The following is a 14,595-nucleotide window of genomic DNA, read 5'->3' on the forward strand; positions in this document are numbered from 1 at the left end:
TCAAATCATAACAAGCTCAGGAGGGAATTTAGATGTTGATGAGGAAACTCGCGCTTTCCATGGCCGCGCTTGCGGCATTTGTCGCGATGCCGGTTCATGCCGACACGCCCGGTGTGACGGAATCGGAAATCAAGGTCGGGGCGACTTTCCCATTCAGCGGTCCCGCGTCTCCGCTCAGCAACACCGGCAAGGGCCTCATCGCCTACGTTCGCTCGATCAACGACCGTGGCGGCGTCAATGGCCGCAAGATCAACCTCATGACCTATGATGACGCCTACAGCCCGCCGAAGGCCGTCGAGCAGACCAGGAAGCTGATCGAGGGTGACGAGGTGGCATTGCTGTTCAGCCCGCTCGGGACACCCGGTCTCAGTGCGACCGTGAAATATGTGAACGGGAAGAAGGTGCCACACCTTTTCGTCGTCAGCGGGGCGACCAAGTTTGCCAATTTCACCGACTTTCCGATGACGACCACGGGACTGCCGAGCTACAACACCGAAGGCAAGATCTACGCGAAGTACATTAGCGAGACCAAGCCCGACGCAAAGATTGCGATCCTGTACCAGAACGATGACCTCGGCCGGGATTTCGTCGCGGCGTTCAAGGAGGCGCTGAAAGCCGATTTCGACCGGAAGGTGGTCGCCTCGCCCTACGAAGTTACCGAACCCACCATCGAATCTCATGTGGTGTCGCTCAAGGCCTCGGGGGCCCAGGCCTTCGTGATCGCGGGCACGCCGAAATTCACCGCTCAGGCAATCAAGAAGGCGAACGAGATCGGCTGGTCGCCGCTGACCATCATCAACTATGTCTCGAGCTCGGTCTCCGCTACCATTGTGCCTGCCGGAGCGGACAAGGCGGTCGGGGTTATTGCAGCGACTGTCACAAAGGATCCGAACGACAAGCGGTGGGCCGACGACCCGGGTATGAAGTGGTATCGTGAACACTTCGAGAAATATCTTTCCGGCTCCGACATTGGCGACAACAATTACCTGTTCGGGACCCAGCAAGGTCAAATCCTGGAGCAGGTGCTCAAGCAATGCGGCAACGATCTGTCGCGCGAGAACATTCTGAAGCAGGCGCGCAGCATCAAAGGACTCGTGCTTCCGACGCTGATGCCTGGTATTGCGATCAACACCGGCCCGAGCAACAGTATGGCGTACACGCAGCTTCAGCTGCAACGCTGGACCGGAAGTTCCTGGGAGCAGTTCGGCAGTGTTCTGAGTGCCGACCAAAACTAATCAGCACTAGGGCGCCGGTGATGCCGGGCCCTCCGTATCGGCGTTGGGGGCCTGGAGATTGATTTTCTACCTCAAAGACTCCGCTTCGACACGGTCGGCTGACCAATTTCAGCCGAGCATTCTCGGACATCCAGAAATCGCGGATTAGTCAGTGCAGTCGAGGTTGATGGCATCACAGGCGCAAATGGAAGCTCCAATTGTTTTCTTTCACGCATGAAGCGCGGAAGCAGCTTCAGCGGATCAGCTCCGAGTGCCTCGGCAATGCTCGATGACGTCAAGGCGCCGATCGCCACCTTCGTACTTGGCTACGAAAGATTGCGGTTTGCGGAGTTTCTGGACAAGCGAAAACCGCCGCCAGCGGTTGCCCACATGGCGGCGGTTCACGGTTGAGCGAAGCTCGACTCCCGGCCAGTCGCTCCGGTGCCTTACCGCACGTACCAATATCCCCACCAGCGCTGGGACACCGGCCGGGCCTGCGCCTTCATGGCCGCGACGTCCGCAACCGGGCGAAGCTGCGGGCCGTAGATCGCGGGCGGGTAGACGTCGTCCCAGAACACAAGTCCGCCCTGGACGGCGGCCGCCCGCTGTGACGGAGCAAGTGCGAGCTCGGCGGCCGGCGCCATGGATGTCGCCAAAGTGAGGCCGAGAGCGGCCAGGGCAATGGATGAAGCAACGGCGCGGAAGTTCATTGGATTGAATCCCTCATCAAATGCGATGGGTGATAATGCGACGGGTTCCGGATGGTTGCAAGGGTACGGGCAGGCCGGCTGACGCCGAATTTCCGGTTGCAGGGGCGCATGGTCTCGCCGAGGCGCGTCGGATCGACCGTGACGGGCCTTGATGCATCGGACTGCGAGAACGTCTCTTAGATATGTGGTCGTCATATATAGAGAGTGTTCGATGATCACCTCCGGCCGAGACGAGATCAGGCAGAGGCTTGCAGCGTTGCCGCGTGCGCGGCATGCATGCAAAGGAGACCGAACCTTGAACATTTTTTCGGCGCTCGTGTATCCTCGAGAACCATGATGTCGACACACTGCTCACTCTTGATAGGACGCGCACGATCCAGGACGACTCCCAGGACGACTCTCATGACTTCTGCGTTTGTCTCTGCTTCCATTTTCGGCGCTGGTCTCATTCTCGGATACGCGCTACGCGCCTGGCGCGTCCAACGAAGAGCCGTGAGCTCATCCAGCAGCGCCTCGCGCCGGGCCTCGCGGCCCGCTCCGACCTCGACGTTCGGCCACGCCCGGCGAGCCTTTTAGGCATCATCCCATTCGATGACGGTATCCAGCTTCACACTGAACCCGATCGGACATGACGACATGAGTGAGCCCAAGAAGGATGCGCCGCGACGCTACATCGTGGACGGCGCCGGACAGCGCGTGCTTGTCGGTCTGACGATCTCGGAAACGATCGAGTTCGAAGCGCTGGACAAGCCGGACGCCCGTCCCGGCGCCGAGCTGCTCGGGGAGGCGGCGCGCGTCCGAGAGGCCAGGCTTGGCGAACGTTGGGTGGAGCTCTACGTCAAGCACGAGCGAGCGTGGAGTGACTGGATGGCCCAGACGCGTGCGCAGTCGCCGCTGCCGTGTCTCAACTGAAAATGGTGAACGTCCATTCCCTCCCCGAGACCGTCTCGCGCATCGGTGGCAAGAGGCTGAAGCTCATCACACCGCGAGCATGCGACTCCCCTGGATGCTCATCAGGGTGAGGTTGCCGGTCGCATAGGCGCCGGTGTCGATATTGGCGCGGTTGGCCAGCAATTCGGCGCTGCGGACCGGCGTATGGCCGTGGACGATATATTTGCCGAACTGCTCCTCACTGCGCAGGAATTCCTCGCGAATCCAGAGCAGATCGCGCTCGGTCTGCTGGGCGAGCGGCACGCCCGGGCGAACGCCGGCGTGGACGAAGAAGAAGTCTCCGCAGCTGAAGCTCAACCGCAGATTGTCCAGGAATTCCAGATGTTCGGTCGGCATGGCGCGAATCAAGTCGCGCAGGATCGATGCTGGCTCGTCGCGCTTGAGATCGGGGGGAGCAAGCCCGTAGGACATCAATGTCTGGGTCCCGCCGAAGGCAATCCAGTCCTCGAATAGGGAAGGATCTTCGAACACCCTCACCAGAAAGGCCTCGTGGTTGCCCTTGAGGAAGACCGCATTCCCCCGCCGGCTCCGCTCGACCAGGATGTCGAGGGTTGACCGCGTATCCGGGCCGCGATCGATGTAATCGCCCATAAAGACTTCGATGGCATAGCGCGGCCGGCTCCGCGCAACGTCGGCGTCGATCACCCGCAGCATGGGCTCGAGCAGATGCGCGCAGCCGTGAATATCCGAGATCGCATAGATGCGGACGCCGTCCGGCAATTGCGGTTTGGGAAGCGACGGGTGGGATCGCGCGAAAGATTTCATGGCGCTCATCGATCGGGTGGTCGGAAAAATATCCCCAAGTCACCGGCACCGGAGAGCGTCCATCCAACGCGAACAACGCGAGTTCCGTGGGGCCGCAGCTCGTTGTCGGTGCCGATCACGCCAAAAGAAGGGCACGGCATGTTTTGCCGACTTGTTTCATGGACTTCAGGAACGAGAGGGGTCCGCAGGAATTGCATCGCTGGCTCGAAGCATGCAGCAAGTCTGCATGACTCGTTGCAGATTCTCGCATACATCCGCAGATAGAAATCCCTGGAAACTCTCGCAAGTGATCCGATGTTTGCGTTCGTCGGCAGCAAGCAGCGCCTCAAACTTCAGCGAACAGCGGCCCGTGCAACGATGGCGTCGCATTGGATGCGGAACTTGATTCAAAATAGGGCAGTTCGCTCGCTCGTATGTCAGCACTGTGACGACATTTTCAGCGCACCGAATTTCGCCGCGCATCTCAACGCGACACATCGTCCGTGCGCCGCAAAAGTTTCGCGTGCAGCGCCACAATGTCGCTGCGATCGACCAACACTTTCCGTGCGGGGAATTGACGAGTCTTCAGCATCACGATGAGCGTCAGGCACTCTCTCGATACGCAGAGGTTCGAATGGCTGTTGCAACTTACGGTTCTGAAAGCGCTCATGCGCTGTCATCTGCGCGCGGCAGTGCGCTTCAGAGGCCCTTTCAGGTCGTCGTCATCGCTGCTGATTTTCTGTTGATCCTGCTGAGTTACGCGGCGGGGGCTTCGCTGTATGGCGTGGCGGTCGCGTCGCCGCCCGAGGGTGCATCGGTGGGAGCCGGATTGTTCGTCGGTGTGGTGTTCGTCGGGATCGCCTATTTCCGGGACGTCTATTCCACGCACCGCCTGCTCAATCTGGTTTGGCAGCTTCGAATGGCGGCGTTTATCTGGTTGACGTCGCTCACGATCCTCGCCGTTGCGGCCTTCCTGCTGAAATCGACGGATAATCTGTCGCGCGGCACCGTCATCGTCTTCGCCGTGATCGGCGGGCTCGGCCTGATCAGCCTGCGCTTCGTCTGGCAGGCCGTGTTCGGCACGAGCTTTGCCAGAAGCCGCCTGGTCGACCGCAAGGTGATCCTGCTCAGCCTGAAGCCGCTCGACTTCACCTCGAGCCGCTTCAAGGATTTGCGCAGGAACGGCTTCGACGTCATGCGCCATTTCGTGCTCGGAGAGGATCGGGATGACGGCCAATGGGAGCGGCAGATTCGCGACGTCATCCGTCAGTCGCGCGCGGCCAATGTCGACGAATATCTGCTCGCGATCGACTGGAACGAATTGCCGATGCTGCGCAAGCTCGGGCCATATTTGCGCGCCGTTCCGCAGCCCATTCGCCTGCTGCCGGACGATTCCGTTGCCGACCTCGTGACCCGTCCGTTCCTGCCGGTCAGCGGAACCGTCGCGGTCGAGATCCAGCGGCCGCCGCTCACCATTCTCGAGCGGCTGCAGAAGCGCTGTCTCGACGTCGGCGTCGCTCTGTTCGCGCTCGTGCTGCTGACGCCGCTGCTGCTGACGGTAGCCGTGCTGATCAAGCTGGATTCGCCGGGAAGCGTCATATTCCGGCAGTCGCGCCGCGGCTTCAACGGCAAGCCGTTCGAGATCTGGAAGTTCCGCACCATGACGGTGTCCGAGAACGGCGAGACGGTGACCCAGGCGACCAAGGGGGATGCCCGGGTCACCAAGATCGGGCGCTTCCTGCGCATGACCAGCATCGACGAGCTGCCGCAGCTCTGGAACGTGCTCCGTGGGGACATGTCGCTGGTGGGACCGCGTCCACACGCGCTCGCCCATGACAATTACTACGACGAGCTGATCAGCAAGTATGTCTACCGCCATCACATGAAGCCGGGCCTGACGGGCTGGGCTCAGGTGAACGGATTCAGGGGCGAAACGCCAACGATCGATCTGATGGAAAAGCGGGTCGAGTACGACGTCTGGTACGTCAGCAATTGGAGCATCTGGCTCGACCTGAAGATCATGGCCCGCACCGCGTCCGCCGTGATGTTCCAGGAGGCCTATTAGCCGCTCGATCTCTCAATCGCCGGAAACCTCCGTCCCGGGGCTCAGGTTCCATTTCGCGGCGGCCTGCGGAAGAGCCGCATGATCGCATCGCGCAGCGCGAGCAGCGGCGGCACGAGCACGAAGAAGGCTCCCATTGCGACGGAGACGATGACATGGCGGATCGAGAAAGGCTCGTCCTGCTCGATCTGGCGCCGGCTCGGGTCGATGGGCGCGGGTGAGAGCGTCGTCGCCATGGGGTGGCGGAGCGGCTTGCGTGGAGGGACCACGATCAACACGAACAGGATGTTGAGCAGGACCCAAATAGTCAAAATCGTCAGGACGATCAGCATCCGAGCCTACCGGAAAAATAACTGCGAGTAATGAGCCGAGATTAGCCCCGGGGAACGGAGAAAGAAAGATGCCTAAAGTTTCGGCATTTTCAGGCCTCAAGGCTCGGATTGTCTCGTCTTATCGATGGACGATGGCCCAAAAGCGCACTCTCTTGGCGACCACCGTATCCGTCAATCCTTGCTTTTGGCTAGAGCAATAACTGCAAGTTGTGGATTCCGGACGAATACGGAGCCCGCGAGCAGGGTCCGGAGCGCTCGCCGCATCTCGGTCCGTGCGCGAGGGCGCACGGGATGCCCTTCAAGCGACCGCCAAGCACGAATAAGGCCCGCTGCCAATCGGCAACGGGCCCGAGCTCATTCCAGTTGTTCAGTGGGAGCGGCGCCTCGCCTCCGCCTAGGCGTGCTCGACGTAATAGCTGTTGTGGTGCTTGCCCTTGTAGGCCTCGATGCGCTTGAGCATCTTCGGGTTCGCGCGGTTGAGCACGGCGCCGATCAGCTTCTTCTGGAGGACTTCCGAACCCGAAACCGACTCCTGCAGAGCGGTTCGCGTGGTCTGGCCCCATTCGATCACGTAGACCATGGCGTCGATCAGGAAGCTAACGGCCTTGGAATCGGCCACCGGCATCACCGGGGCGAGATCGATCACGATGTACTCGTAGTGCTCCCTCAGCACCTTGAGCAGCTCGGCCATTGCCTTGGATCCGATGACGTCGGCCGAATTGACCATGCGCGAGGCCACTACGGAGGGCAGGAAATCCAGTCCCGTCTCCTTGCTTCGCTGCACGTGGTAGCCGAGGTTCGCGGGATCGTTGAGAGCCTCCACGAGGCCGGTCTTGGCGTTGGGCGCGAGCTCCCGCGTCAGCGAGCGCGTGTGCAGATCGCCGTCGATCAGAACCGTGCGATGCCCGGTGAGGGCGATCAGCTGCGCGAAATTGGCGGCCACCGTCGTCTTGCCCTCCTTTGGTAGCGAGGAGACGATGCCGATCACCTTGATCTCGCGGGTCAGACGCGCGACGTCGATCGAAACTTTGATGTTGCGCAAGGTCTCGGCAAAGCGTGAGAACGGATGATCGACGACGTAGCGGGACAGATCGGGAGGGCCGGTCTTCGCTGACGTCGGGAGCAACGTGCCGGCCGTCGTCGGCGGACGTATGTCCGGCAGCACGCCGAGGCATTTCACGCCGAGCTCATCCTCGACCTCGCCGGGGGTCCGCAGCACGTCGCTCAGCAGTTCACGCGCAAATGCCGCGCCGAAGCCGAGGCAGAGGCCGCCGACCAGGCCGCCCACGAGGGCGAGGACCGTTCGCGGCGAGCTCTTGCGGTCCGGCTTGGTGGCGGTGCTGATGAGGCGGGCCTCGCTGAGGGGAAAGCTCTGGTTCTGCGTCGCGCTCTGCAGCTTTTCCAGGAAGTTGTTGTAGAGATTGCGGTAGGTGTCGGCGGCACTTTCGAGATCGCGCAGCTTGACCTCGGCCTGGCCCTTGTTGCCGGCCTGGGCGACGAGCTCCTTCACGTTCTTCTCGAGCGAGGCCTCCCGGCTCTTCGCGATCTCGTAGTCGCTGCGATAGGCGTCTGCGATCCGACGCAGTTCGTCGGCGATGTTCTTGCGCAGCTCCTCCATCTTGTTGGCCAGATTGACCGCCGCAAGGTGGGACTTGCCGTAGCGCCTGGACCAGTCGGCATATTGCGCCTGGAGGTCGAGATATTGAGCGCGCAGACGGGTGATCACCGAGTTGTTGAGGGCGTCCGTCACGGTTGATTGCGCAACATCCTGATCGGAGATCGTGTCGATCCGGTCAAGCCGGGCCTTGGCTTCGGCGGTCGCAGCCCGCGCCTGAACTAGCTGCGTGTTGAGGTCCGACAATTGCTGCTCGGACATCAGGCCGCGGCTGGTTCCGACGATGTTGTTCTCGGCCTTGAAGGTCTGGACGGCGCGATCGCTGGCCGATGCCTGCTCGCTCAGCTCGAGGCTGCGCTGCTGCAGCCATTCGGTGGCCCGCTTGGTGGACTGATATTTGGCCTCCAGGGCGCCGACGAGATAGGCATTGGCGATCGCGTTGGCGATCTTGGCGGCTTTGTCGGGGCTCCGCGCTTTATAGCTCAGCGACAGCACATATGTCGTCAGCACGCGCTCCGTACGCAGATTCTTCTGAATCTGCTGGACGACTGCATGTTCGATTCGCTCCTGGCTTGCTGGTTCGCCGGAGCCGAATAACGAAGTCAGCTTGCCGATGATGATAGAGAGCAGGCCGGGCTTGGAGCCGTTGAACTCCGGGTCTTCTGTCAGCTTCAGGCGGCGGACGACGGACAGAATGAGGTCGTCCGAGTTGATGATCTCCACCTGGCTGTCGACGTAGCCCGTGTCGATCAGGGCGCTGCTGGCGTTGCTGTCCTTGTCCAGAACTTGCGTCTGCCGCGTATCCATCATGATACGGGCATTTGCCGTATACATGGGCTGCGCCATGGCCAGGTAGACGATCACCAGGGCCAGCGAAGCTCCCGTACAGACCGCGATGATCGGCCATTGGCGGCGAAGGACGTCGGCCACCCGCTCGAAGCTGAGGACCGCCCCGCCGAATTCGATGCCGAATCGGTGCCCCGACTGGAAATGTTCCCTAGGCTGGTACATGTGCTAATTCGCTGCCTTTGACGATCATGGATCAATTCGGAAGGGGGACGGGCTTGAATGGATTGGCCAGCTTGGTTCTCCACTCGCCTTCGAGCAGTGCTCCGCCACGGCCCGGCTGCGGCGAGGTCTTGATTTGCGATTGGGCCTGGACGCCGGAGCCGTCCTCTCCGGCGCCGGAATAACCGGCCTGCACGTTGAGATCGCCGATCCGCTGCACGAAATCCCTGATCTTGCGCGCGGCGTCCGGCTTGGTGGACGTGCAACGTGCTTCGGCAAGGCGCAGCGCAGCGCCGATGGACGAGCGATCGGCTGAAGCCGACGCCGAGATGAGCGTCTGGACGGACGGCAGCACCGACGGATTCGTCGCGACATAGCGCGCGAGCCAATACCGCAACTTCTCCTTGTCATTGCGCAACCGCTCGAGGAGCGAGGACGGCGACTTCACGAAGGTGTCGAGTTCGAGTTGCGAGGCGCGGTCCGAGAATTCGACGCACTGCGCGCGGCAAGCACCAGCGCTCGACACGATCAGCGCAGAACCAATCAAGACAATCGCTAGCCATCGCGGCTGCGCATGACGACGTGTTAGTCCGCGGCCCATCCGTGTTCCTTGCTTCTGTTGCAATAGGAGAACAGGCGAAACTTGACAGGTAACTGTGTCATCTTTTTGTGCGACGCAAAAGCTGGTGCAAAGCTGGCGACAAAACAAACGCGAGCCCGCTTGTTCGCCGGTTGCAAAAACAAGTTCTACAATGCCTGCGAGATCGGCAAATCACGCCCATGAATGTTGCAACCTGAAAACATATCGGGCACTCGCGCAGCCGCTCGTCGCAAAACCGACACAAGTCACGACGCGCGTTTATTGTTCCCCATTGGCGAAAGATTTTTTCGCGCGACATTGGCACGCAGCAATCAATGTGCTGCAAGGGCCTCGATCGCAACAGTGCCGAATTTCGCGCACACTTTGCGCGCAAATACTCGCAATCATCCCATGCCGATTGGCTTGCGCGCCGAAGCAGGCGCACGTCGGATGAAAAGTGGCATGAACTTGGCGCTCGCATGTCCGAATGATCTGCAAGCTTTGAAATTATTGTCGGTCGTCATGCATCGAATGCGGCTCCGCGATTGCAGAGATTGATCACGCGTTGAGACCTGATACACACTGCTGCGGTGCAACAGCTACGGAATGTTGATGTGACGGAGTTGGTTCATCGTGAGAAGGCGCACGTCCTGCCGCTCGACAGCATCCGGGGGATCGCCGCGACTTCCGTGGTGATCCACCATCTGCTGCTGATGCCAACCTTTCTCGCGGCATTCCCGCACAACGCCTGGATCAACTGCTCCTTCTTCAGGAGTGCATGGCTGCTGGTCGATCTGTTCTTCGTTCTCAGCGGAATGGTCATGGCGCTCAGCTATGTCGAGAACGACTTCACGCGCTTCTCGCTGCGCGAATTTATGGTACGGCGCCTGGCGCGAGTCTACCCGCTGCATATCGTCATGCTGCTGGCAAACCTCGTCTTTCGCCTGCTGCGCATCGGCCTGGTCATGGCGGGGGTGGTCGTCGCCGCGCCTGCGGCGTTCGAAGTGAACAATGCCTATTCCTTCGGCCTCAACGTCCTGCTTCTCCACTCGATGGGGTTCATCGACTATCTCAGCTGGAATGCGCCGAGCTGGAGCATCAGCGTTGAGTTCTACACCTACCTGGTGTTTGGTCTGATCGTTCTCATTGCCCTGCGCATGCGCTCGCTGGCGTGGTTCTATGTCCTCTCCGGGCTGCTCGCGGTCGGAAGTCTCGTCTTCATCATCTTCGTGCTCGAAAAGAAGAGCATCGAGCTTCAGACGGATTTCGGCTTGCTACGCTGCTTCGTCGGCTTTTTCCTGGGCGTCTTGATGGTGAGGATCGTCGATCGCCTGCCGGCCAAGCCGGGGCCTGCCGTGCAGGGCGCATTGCAATTCGTCGCCATGATCGCGAGCATCGTCCTGGTGTCCCTGGCGGAGGCCAATCCTGCCGCGACCTTCCTCGCGCCAGTGATGTTCGCGATCTTCCTCGGCAGCCTGCGGGCCTTTCCGGATGCGCTGCTGGTGCCGCGGATTCTGGTGGCCAAGCCGCTGATCTGGTTGGGGCGTCGTTCGTATTCGATCTATATGGTGCACGCGCTCGTGGTGCTGCTGGCTGAATACTTCGTGCGGGGCGTGGGGGCGGGGCGAATCGCCGCCCTGGATTCGATCTGGGCAGGCCTGCCGGCGACGCTGAATCTCGTCGTTTCACTGGCCGCCGTGCTCGCGGTTTCGCACCTCACCTATCTCTATGTCGAAATTCCCGGCGGCAGGCTCCTGCGAAATGCATTCGGAAGCCCCCCGGATTTTGCGCCATCCCCCGCCCGATCGGCGCGGCTGAGCAACTGAGCCGCGCATGAGCACCTTCGCGCTGCAACCCCGCAGGATGATGCTGATCAGCCTCAATATCGAGGCGATCGCGCTCGCAGCCTATCTGGTCCGGGATGCCTTCGGCGGTATGATGCGGTACTACACCAGCATCATGCATTTGGACGCGCTTTGGTTCGTGCCGGATGGCATTGCGCTTCTGTGCCTGGTCCAGTTCATCGTGCATTGCATCTTGCGCAATCGCAGTATCATGGCTGCAGTTGTCCTCGTGCAGATCATGCTGTCGCTGGTGCTCGGCTACTTCATGCTGGGGACGGTCAACGCGGCGATGTCGTCGTTTAAGATGATGCTCCCGGTGTTCGTCGGATTTTGTTTCTGCGACACCAGTCTGGGCTCCTACAAGAAGTTGCTGTCGGTCATCGCCGCGACGTTCTACCTCTCGCTGATCGGCGTGCTGCTGACGAAATTCTACTTCATGCCCTGGGTCGGATACAAATATGAGTCCTTCGGCGCCGTTCGTGAGGCGGGTCGCTTATGGTGGGCCTATGGCGGTGACGATCAGCGTCTCACGGGCTTTGCTGCCGAAAGTACCATGGCGGCCTTCTTCATACTCGTGTCCTTCGCAATTACGTCGATCCGTAAGAGCACGCTTTGGTGCCTTCTGTACGGCTCCCTTGCGGTCTACATCATCCGTCTGACGACCAGCAAGACGACCATGATCGTCCTCGTGCTCTACTTGATTCTGCTGGTGTTCGTGCGGATGCTCCCGGAGAAGTCGCGCTTCTCCGCGATACGGAACATTGCATTGTGGTCGTTTGCCGCGATCCTGGTGCCGTTCTTCATGATCGTGCTCGCTTCGGGTACCGCCGCGGTGCCGCACACGACCCTGTTCAGCATCGTCGACCGCATCAACAACAGCTGGCAACTGCCGTTCGTCTACCTGAGCCAGCTCATGCCCGTTGGTCTCGTGACCGGCTGCGGCGTGGGCTGCTTCAACTATCCGCAGAAGCTGTTCTCGCCGCTCGCCGCCTTCTGGGTTCCCGTCGACAATTTCTACATCGGCACGTATCTGATGTTCGGACTCCCGTTCGTCGCATTCATGGTGATGGTATTCCGGGCGACGTTCGGCACGACCGACGTCTACAAGCTGACGCTGATCTTCGTCGTCAACTTGTTCACGATCACCGTTCTGAATTACGGCCCGGCGTCCGGCCTGCTGATCATCGCGTTGAGCTTCAGCGAGGTGTTCTCGCGGCGCGCGACCACCGCGCGGGCGGGCGACGCCGTGCCAATCATCGTACGGCCACCGATGCCGTCATTAGAAGGCTTCCGCCCGGATGTACCGGCGGCGAGCGGAAGCAGGTGAGAACGAACAATGCATAAACGGCTCGCATTCATCGACACGCTGCGCGGCATTGCCGTGCTGGCCGTCCTGGTCCAGCACGTATTCGAGGTCATCCTGGAAAAGCACCCGACGGGTGTCTATTACGGGCCCCTCCACGACATATTCGGCTACTACATGAACTTTGGCCGGTTCGGGGTCGTGTTGTTCTTCTTCGTGAGCGGCTTCGTCATTCCGTTCAGCTTCCCGGACAGCGCCACGCCTGTGCGCGATTTTACGATCAGCCGCTTCTTCCGGCTCTATCCGGCTTATTGGACTTCGATCGTTGTCGGGCTCGTGTCGGTGCAGCTGCTGGATTCGAAGAGTTTTCCGCTGGGGCAGATCGCCGCTAACGTGACGATGTTGCAGACTTTCGTGAACGTCCCGAATCTCTGGGTGTTCTATTGGACGCTGGCGATCGAACTCTTGTTCTACGTCGGATGCACCATTCTCTTTGCGATGGGGCTGCTCAACCGGCGCTTCACGGCGGTGACCATCGTCGTTGCCGCCGCGCTGGTGGGAACCACAGCTGCACTTTTCGTTGAGAGCAGGGCAGTCTCCTCGGTGATGGAGGTCGGCTTGAACCTCTCGGCGATGTTCCTGGGCAAGATCATCCGCGACACCGTCATTGGCGGCAAGCTGCGGTGGACGCATGTGACCGTCTGCACGCTTCTGTATGCGGTCTTCGCCGCCACCCTGTCCGACCGCCGGTTCGGCGGCGTGTATCACGAGAATTTCTTCTACAGTTATTCGATCGGATCGGCCTATATCTGCGCGGCGCTTGTCTTCATCGGCTTTGCCGTGTTCGGCGAACGGATGGCCTGGCGTCCGATGGCATTCGTCGGCGTGATCAGCTATTCGGTCTATCTGATGTCGCCGTTCGCGATCGTCTACGTCCACCGCCTGGTATGGTTCGGCGACGGACCCCTCGGATGGTCGATCTTCCTGGTCGTCATCCTGGCATTGTCGATCCTCGTCAGTTGGATGACATACACGTTCATCGAGAAGCCCAGCATTTCCTTCGGGCAAAGATTCCGCTCCGCGCGAAGAAAGCCTGTCGTCCTCGAGCCAGTGCTCAGCACCCAGGGTGCCGCAGAGTGATCAAGGCACCTCACCAGCCGGGCGCCGCCTATGATGGATCGTTCCTTCCTTCGGTCCAGGGCCTTCGTGCCATCGCGGCGCTGAGCGTGCTGATGGATCATTTCTACGACATGCCGAAGGCAGGCATGTACGACATCCCGAATCCCGGTTTTCTGCCGCCGCTCTGGCCCTGGCTGCAGTCGGTGATCAATGTCGGCGGGCACGGTGTCGAGCTGTTCTTCATGATCAGCGGCTTCCTGATCCCGGCCAGTCTGATACGCCACGGTTCGCTGTCGCGGTTCTTCTTCGACCGCGTCCTGCGCATCATGCCGGTGTTCGTCGTGCTGCATCTTGCGCTGTTCGCGATCGGGCCGATCGTGGCCTACAAGTTCTTCCGCGGCATCGATCTCACCAGCTATCTCGGGATCTTTGCGGCCAACCTGTTCTTCGTGCAGGACGCGCTCGGCCTGCCCATTGCCCAGCAGAATGCGTGGACGTTGACCTATGAGTGGGCATTCTACATCTGGTTTGCGCTGACATTCTCGATGTGGCGCGCCGGCGGCAGGCTGCTGGCTGCGCCTCTGATCCTGCTGGGCGTGGCCTGCCTGATGCGCTGGCCTATCACCGCGTTCTTCTGCATCGGGATGCTGTTCAGCGCGACGGGATTTCGCATTTCCATTCCCGGACGGCTCGGTCTGGTCGCAGGGCTCGTCTGCGGGGCCGCGCTGTATGCGAGCCTGGTGCTGTTTCATCCGTTCGTGGGCCTCATTCCCGGATTTCTGCTGTTCGCCATGGTGCTCGCCCCGGAATCAGGCCTCGGGAAGGCCCTGAGCACGCCGGCGCTCCAATATATCGGCAAGATCAGCTACAGCCTCTATCTCGTGCACCCCTTCGTGCTCTTCCCCTTGCAGGTGGTTGGCCTGAAGCTGGTTGCCGCCGGCGTCGACCGCTGGCTGCTATGGGCGGCTTTCATCGGACTCGGGCTGGTGATGTCACTGGCTGCAAGTGCGATCAGCTATGAACTGATCGAGGTCCGGCTGAGGCGCTTGCTGGACGGCGCGTTCCGCAGCACGTTCTTTCGACCGCTGAAAGTGGGGCAATCGGCTTGAGAAA

The 14,595-nt window shown here is 60.7% G+C and carries 13 protein-coding genes; 8 read left to right on the forward strand and 5 right to left on the reverse strand.

All coding sequences use genetic code 11. From position 1 onward, the window contains the following. Nucleotides 1-32 precede the first annotated feature (32 nt). Nucleotides 33-1,235 (forward strand): ABC transporter substrate-binding protein, encoded by a 1,203-nt coding sequence (locus I6F36_RS34990; protein WP_225173015.1) that lies wholly within the window; start codon nt 33-35, stop codon nt 1,233-1,235. A gap of 261 nt (nt 1,236-1,496) precedes the next feature. Then, the gene (locus I6F36_RS39785; RefSeq protein WP_275945402.1) at nt 1,497-1,625 is read left to right on the forward strand and encodes a hypothetical protein; all 129 of its coding nucleotides are present in this window, start codon (nt 1,497-1,499) and stop codon (nt 1,623-1,625) included. Between the two features lie 35 nt (nt 1,626-1,660). Here I6F36_RS39785 and I6F36_RS34995 read toward each other — a convergent pair whose 3' ends face one another. Further along, nucleotides 1,661-1,924, reverse strand: coding sequence for a hypothetical protein (locus I6F36_RS34995; protein WP_225173016.1), 264 nt, complete (start codon nt 1,922-1,924; stop codon nt 1,661-1,663). 636 nt (nt 1,925-2,560) lie between these two features. On the opposite strand from I6F36_RS34995, the gene I6F36_RS35000 reads away from it, so the two are divergent. Continuing rightward, on the forward strand, nt 2,561-2,836 hold the full coding sequence (locus I6F36_RS35000) for a hypothetical protein (protein ID WP_225173017.1): 276 nt from the start codon (nt 2,561-2,563) through the stop codon (nt 2,834-2,836). 66 nt (nt 2,837-2,902) lie between these two features. Here the strand turns inward: I6F36_RS35000 and I6F36_RS35005 are convergent, their stop codons facing one another. Next, nucleotides 2,903-3,640, reverse strand: coding sequence for a metallophosphoesterase (locus I6F36_RS35005; protein WP_225173018.1), 738 nt, complete (start codon nt 3,638-3,640; stop codon nt 2,903-2,905). A gap of 613 nt (nt 3,641-4,253) precedes the next feature. Here I6F36_RS35005 and I6F36_RS35010 point away from each other — a divergent pair. Then, nucleotides 4,254-5,684 carry an undecaprenyl-phosphate glucose phosphotransferase gene (locus I6F36_RS35010; protein ID WP_225158277.1) on the forward strand — a complete coding sequence of 477 codons (1,431 nt, stop codon included), beginning with the start codon at nt 4,254-4,256 and terminating at the stop codon, nt 5,682-5,684. Nucleotides 5,685-5,725: 41 nt separating this feature from the next. Here I6F36_RS35010 and I6F36_RS35015 read toward each other — a convergent pair whose 3' ends face one another. The 3 genes from I6F36_RS35015 to I6F36_RS35025 form a co-directional block, all read right to left on the reverse strand. Then, nucleotides 5,726-6,013: a hypothetical protein gene (locus tag I6F36_RS35015; RefSeq protein ID WP_036013954.1), complete on the reverse strand. Its 288-nt coding sequence runs from the start codon at nt 6,011-6,013 to the stop codon at nt 5,726-5,728. A gap of 394 nt (nt 6,014-6,407) precedes the next feature. Beyond that, a complete protein-coding gene (locus I6F36_RS35020) occupies nt 6,408-8,639 on the reverse strand; it encodes a Wzz/FepE/Etk N-terminal domain-containing protein (RefSeq protein ID WP_057026201.1) in 2,232 nt (743 codons plus the stop codon). A 31-nt stretch (nt 8,640-8,670) separates the two neighbouring features. Further along, nucleotides 8,671-9,261, reverse strand: a complete 591-nt coding sequence (locus I6F36_RS35025) for a hypothetical protein (protein WP_225173019.1) — start codon at nt 9,259-9,261, stop codon at nt 8,671-8,673. 569 nt (nt 9,262-9,830) lie between these two features. Here I6F36_RS35025 and I6F36_RS35030 point away from each other — a divergent pair. The 4 genes from I6F36_RS35030 to I6F36_RS35045 are packed head-to-tail and all read left to right on the forward strand — an operon-like array spanning nt 9,831 to nt 14,591. Continuing rightward, nucleotides 9,831-11,042, forward strand: coding sequence for an acyltransferase (locus I6F36_RS35030; RefSeq protein WP_225173020.1), 1,212 nt, complete (start codon nt 9,831-9,833; stop codon nt 11,040-11,042). Between the two features lie 7 nt (nt 11,043-11,049). Then, the gene (locus tag I6F36_RS35035) at nt 11,050-12,387 is read left to right on the forward strand and encodes a hypothetical protein (RefSeq protein WP_225112413.1); all 1,338 of its coding nucleotides are present in this window, start codon (nt 11,050-11,052) and stop codon (nt 12,385-12,387) included. A 9-nt stretch (nt 12,388-12,396) separates the two neighbouring features. Continuing rightward, nucleotides 12,397-13,503 (forward strand): acyltransferase, encoded by a 1,107-nt coding sequence (locus I6F36_RS35040; RefSeq protein WP_225112414.1) that lies wholly within the window; start codon nt 12,397-12,399, stop codon nt 13,501-13,503. Then, nucleotides 13,500-14,591, forward strand: coding sequence for an acyltransferase (locus I6F36_RS35045; RefSeq protein WP_225151646.1), 1,092 nt, complete (start codon nt 13,500-13,502; stop codon nt 14,589-14,591). The genes I6F36_RS35040 and I6F36_RS35045 overlap by 4 nt, the downstream gene beginning before the upstream one ends. The last annotated feature ends 4 nt before the right edge of the window (nt 14,592-14,595 follow it).

The organism is Bradyrhizobium sp. BRP19 (genome assembly GCF_020194195.1).
Lineage (GTDB): Bacteria > Pseudomonadota > Alphaproteobacteria > Rhizobiales > Xanthobacteraceae > Bradyrhizobium > Bradyrhizobium yuanmingense.